A 4,607-nucleotide genomic window follows, 5' to 3' on the forward strand; every position below is an offset into this window, starting at 1 on the left:
GAGTTGAAGGTGCTGGAGGAGATGTGGCTGGAGCGCCTGAAGCCCTACGGCGACGCCGGCTACAACACGCCGCCCAGGCCCTGAGCCTCGGGGTCGGGGCGCGCTGGCGCACTCCAGCGCGCCCTCCCCCACCCTCCGGGAGGGGACGGGTGCCTCGACGCGCCGAGACGTGCGAGGATGGGCCATCGCATGAGCACGAGCGCCGCCCCCATCCTCGGCATCGACTTCGGGACCACCAACACCGCGGCGGCCTTCTTCGACAAGGCAGGAAAGCTGCGGGTGGTGCCCATCGCGGAGAAGAGCCTCACGCTGCCCTCCATCGCGTGGTTCCACGCGGGCGACAAGGCCATCGTCGGCCCCGCGGCCCGGCGGCAGATCATCGACGACCCGCGCCACACCATCTTCGGCGCCAAGCGCTTCCTGGGCCGCCGCTTCCAGTCCGAGTACGTGGCGCGCCACCGGGGCCGCTTCGCCTTCGAGCTGGTGGAGGGGCCGGACGGCTACACCGCCGTGGAGGTGTACGGCAAGGTGACGCCGCTCATCGACGTGGCGCACTTCATCCTCAAGCACATCAACACCCTGGCCACGCACGCGGCCGGGGCCCGCTTCGAGGAGTGCGTGCTCACCGTGCCTGCGCACGCCAACATCCGCCAGCGCGAGGCCATCCGCCACGCCGCGGAGAAGGCCGGCCTGCGCGTGCGCGCCATCGTCAACGAGCCCACCGCCGCGGCGCTCTACTACGCCAACCTGCGCAACCCCGAACAGACGGTGATGGTGTTCGACCTGGGCGGCGGCACCTTCGACGTCACCCTGATGGCGGTGCACAACCGCGTGGTGAAGGTGCTGGCCACCGGCGGCGACGCGTTCCTGGGCGGCGCCAACTTCGACGAACAGATCGTCGAGGCGCTGGTGGAGGACTTCCGCAAGAAGCACGGCATCGACCTGCGCGGCAACAAGGTCGTCATGCAGCGGCTCGTCTTCGCCGCCGAGTCCGCGAAGATGGCGCTGAGCAGCGCCGCGTCCGTGCCCCTGCGCGTGCCGTGCATCACCCAGAAGGACGGCGCCTTCGTGGACTTCAACTACACGCTCACCCGCGAGCAGGTGGAGTCCATCGTGTTCCAGCTCATCGAGCGCACCGCCGCCGCGTGCGACGACGTGCTGGAGAAGGCAGGCATGAAGGCGGAGGCCATCGACGAGCTGGTGATGGTGGGCGGCCAGACGCGCATGCCCGCCATCCGCAAGCGCCTCTCCCACTTCCGCAAGCTGTCGTCGGACAAGGAGGTGCACCCGGAGCTGGGCGTGGCCGTGGGCGCGGCCATCCTGGGACGCAACCTGGCGCGCGGCATCAGCGGCCTGTCGGACGTGGTGCCCATGCCCATTGGCGCCATGGTGCCCGGCGGGGCCCAGCACGAGGTGCTCCCCGCCAACACGCCCGTGCCCGGCACCCGCTCCGTGGTGCTGGAGCTGCCGCAGTGGGCCGGCCCCGTGCCGGTGGCCCTCTTCGAGGCCCTGGACCGCACCACCGTGGAGCGCGAGCTGTTGGGCACCGTGCGCATCGAACCGGACTGGCGCGTGGCCCACCCCGGGCCCACCACGCTGGAGCTGCGCATGGCGCCGGACTTCTCCCTGACCGCGAGCCTCGTCGCGCCGGACGGCCAGCGTCAGCCGCTGACCATCACCGACCCGAACGCGCCCCAGCGGCGCTGACAGGCCCGGCGAGCCGTCAGCCGGTGGCCCGGGACGTCACCGCGCCGTCACCGAGCCTCGTAGCTGATCCAGGAGCTGGCGACTCTCCTCCAGCGCATCCGCGCAGTGGGCCACCAGCGGCTCCAGGCCCTCCAGCACCCGGGCGTCCGCGCGCTGCTCGATGTCCCAGCACAGCGACTCCAGCATGGCCGCCCCGAAGTAGGCCGCGTTGGACTTGAGCGTGTGGGCCGCGCGGGCCAGGTTCTCCAGCTCGCCCTGGGCCAGCGCCGTGCGCGCGTCGTCCATCAGCCGGGGCATGCTCTCCAGCGCCGTGTCGATGAGCTCCGGGAGCATCCGCTCCACCTGCCCATCCAGCGACTGCCACAGCCGCTCCAGCGCGGAAGCCTCCAGCCCCCGGATGCGCGGGGTGCCCACGCGGGGCACCTCCGTGACGCGCGCGTGGGCAGCGGGCAGGGCCCCGGGCTCGCGCGGCAGACGCTCCCACGCGCGGCGCAGCGCGGAGATGAGCTCCTCCACGCGGATGGGCTTGCTGAGGAAGTCATCCATGCCCGCGTCCAGACACTCGCGCCGGTCCGCCGTCATCGCGTTGGCCGTCATCGCGATGACCCAGGGCTGCTCGCTGGCCGGCACCTCCGTGCGCAGGTTGCGCGTGGTCTCCAGGCCGTCCATCTCCGGCATCTGCACATCCATCAGCACGACGTCGTAGCGGACGCGCGCCAGGGCGTGCAGGCCCTCGCGGCCGTTGGACGCCGTGTCCGCCGGGTAGCCCAACCGGTCCAACACCAGCAGCGCCAGCTTCTGGTTGGTGGGGTTGTCCTCCACCAGCAGGATGCGCAGCGGCATCTGTTCGCCGGGGCGCGCGTTGAACACCGAGCGCTCCCGGGTGGCGAGCGCGGGCACCGGCGGCACCAGCTTCGCGGAGATGAGGTCCTGCGCCAGACACGTCATCAGCGCGTCGTGCAGCTGCGACGCCTTCACCGGCCGGGGCAGCACCGCGGTGAACATCCCCGGGGGCTGCGCGTCGCGCTGGTCGAACGAGGTGAGCAGCAGCAGCGGCAGCTCGCGCGCGTCGCGCTGCTGACGGATGAGCCCCGCCAGCGTCGGGCCGTCCATCAGCGGCATGCGGTGGTCCAGGATGGCCAGGTCGAACCGGGCCCCCGACTCCAGGCGGGCGAGCGCCTCCGCCCCGGAGCCCACCTCCACGAGGTCCATTCCCCAGGCGGAGAGCTGCCGGCCCAAGAGCTTGCGGTTGATGGCGTTGTCGTCCACCACCAGCACGCGCCGGCCCTGGAGCTTCAGCGGATCCGGGCGCGGGGCGTTGCCGCTGCGCGGGGCCTCGCGCGCCTGGAAGGTGAAGTGGAACGTGGCGCCCCGGCCGGGCACGCCCTCGCTCTCCATCCACAGCCGCCCGCCCATGGCCTCCACCAGCCGCTTGCAGATGGCCAGCCCCAGGCCCGTGCCGCCGAAGCGCCGGGACACCGACTCGTTCAACTGGTTGAAGGGCTGGAACAGGCCCCCGCGCGCGGACTCGGCGATGCCCAGGCCGGTGTCCTGCACCGCGAAGTGCAGCTCGAACGTCGCGCCCGGGGCCAGGGGCTGCCGGGGCGCGTCCACGGAGATGGACACGCCGCCGCGCTCGGTGAACTTCACCGCGTTGCCCACCAGGTTGAGCAGCACCTGCCGCAGCCGCGCGGCGTCACCCACCACGTTGACCGGCGTCTCGTTGCTGACGTGGTAGCCCAGGTCCAGGGACTTCTCGCTGGCGCGCACCGCCAGCAGGTCCATCACGGACTCCACGCACTGGCGCAGGTTGAAGGGCTTCTCCTCCAGCTCGACGCGGCCGGCTTCGATCTTGGAGAAGTCCAGCATGTCATTGAGCAGCCCCAGCAGCGCATCCCCGCTCTGCCGGATGGTGGACGCGAAGTCGCGCTGCTCGGGCGTCAGCGCCGTGTCCATCAGGAGCCCCGCCATGCCGATGATGGCGTTCATCGGCGTGCGGATTTCATGGCTCACGGTGGCCAGGAACAGGCTCTTGGCCTGGTTGGCGTCCTCCGCGGCCTGACGCGCCCGCTGAAGGTCGGTGACGTCGTGGTAGATGGCGATGAAGCCCAGCGACCGGCCGGCCACCATCACCGGCAGGGCGCGCAGCTCCACGTCCACCACCGTGCCGTCCTTGCGCACGCGCTTCGTCACGACGTGCACGCGGTCCATGCGCAGCACCTCGCGCGACGTCTCCTCGGCCTCCGGACGGATGTCGTCCACGTTGGCCACCAGCTTGAGGATGTTGCGCCCCATCGCCTCCTGCGGCGTGTAGCCGAAGAGCCGCTCCGCCGCGGGGTTCCAGGTGAGGACCTCGAAGGCGCGGCTGATGGTCACGATGGCCACCGGACTGTGGTCCACCACCGCCTCGAAGAACTCCTTCTGCTGCCGGAGGATGGACTCCGCCTCCAGCGTGCCGTCCAGGCCCCGGAGCATCAGCACCCAGCCGCCGTCACCCGGCTGCGGCAGCGCCAGCACCCGCACGGAGTGGGCCGGGCCCGCGTGCCATTCCATCTCCACGGGCGGCCCGCCACCCGGGGGGACGGCCGGCGGCGTCCAACCCGGCAGCACGCGGTCCACCGGCATGCCCACCAGCACGTCGCGGGGGCCCAGCAGCCCCTCCGCGGCACGATTCACGGCCACGACCCGCAGGGTCGGGTCGAGCACGAGCGCACCGTCGCGCATGTGCTCGAACAAGGCCGGATACGCGCTGGGTGGCAGTTCGGGCAACTTCCCCCTCCGTTCAAGAACTGTAGGTCAGTCGAGGCGCCAGTTCCACGCCAACCATGAAAACCATGGAGGTGGGCAGGCGCCGGGATGCTTCCGCTCCCCGGCGGCCACGGGGGATCAGGGGGTTAGGG

The 4,607-nt window shown here is 71.5% G+C and carries 2 protein-coding genes; one reads left to right on the forward strand and one right to left on the reverse strand.

Annotated elements, in window-relative coordinates:
- Positions 1 to 189 precede the first annotated feature (189 nt).
- Positions 190 to 1,707 carry an Hsp70 family protein gene (locus D7Y13_RS38860; protein WP_120538153.1) on the forward strand — a complete coding sequence of 506 codons (1,518 nt, stop codon included), beginning with the start codon at positions 190 to 192 and terminating at the stop codon, positions 1,705 to 1,707.
- A gap of 36 nt (positions 1,708 to 1,743) precedes the next feature.
- Here D7Y13_RS38860 and D7Y13_RS38865 read toward each other — a convergent pair whose 3' ends face one another.
- The gene (locus D7Y13_RS38865; protein ID WP_233595747.1) at positions 1,744 to 4,476 is read right to left on the reverse strand and encodes a PAS domain-containing hybrid sensor histidine kinase/response regulator; all 2,733 of its coding nucleotides are present in this window, start codon (positions 4,474 to 4,476) and stop codon (positions 1,744 to 1,746) included.
- Between the last annotated feature and the right edge of the window lie 131 nt (positions 4,477 to 4,607).

The organism is Corallococcus praedator (genome assembly GCF_003612125.1).
In the GTDB taxonomy this organism is placed as follows: Bacteria; Myxococcota; Myxococcia; order Myxococcales; family Myxococcaceae; genus Corallococcus; species Corallococcus praedator.

What these genes read in the sequence shown, in the direction of transcription:
- D7Y13_RS38860 (WP_120538153.1), top strand. Translation starts at nt 190, where the DNA reads ATGAGCACGAGCGCCGCCCCCATCCTCGGCATCGACTTCGGGACCACC.